Raw genomic sequence first — 262 nt, 5'->3', positions numbered from 1 at the left:
AGGCGCAGGGGTCGGATCAGGTGGCGGGCGGCATAGTCGGCAATCAGGTCGCGTGCCGCGTCGAGGTCGGCGACGAGGCGTCGTAGCGCGTCCGCGACGGTCGTGGGCAGGGGAGTGGGTCGACCGTCTTCGAACAGCATTTGTCCGGATGCTCCGAGCGCCGGGTCTTCCTCGTCGATGGCGAGGCCCGCGACGCCGTCGGGGTGCAGCCGGAACCCCGTGAGTTGCAGCGCGCGGGGGCAATAGGTGGCGTGGAACCGCC

Annotated in this window: 1 protein-coding gene; it reads right to left on the bottom strand. The window is 71.0% G+C overall.

The features are described from left to right. Positions 1-262, bottom strand: a 262-nt coding sequence (locus tag AC0IYH_RS32215) for a SapC family protein (protein ID WP_471838384.1), incomplete at both ends; no start/stop codon positions are given.

The organism is Pseudomonas sp. AC463 (assembly GCF_979253585.1).
The sequence above is the reverse complement of the archived record's forward strand: the minus strand, read 5'-3'. Positions and strand labels throughout refer to the sequence as shown.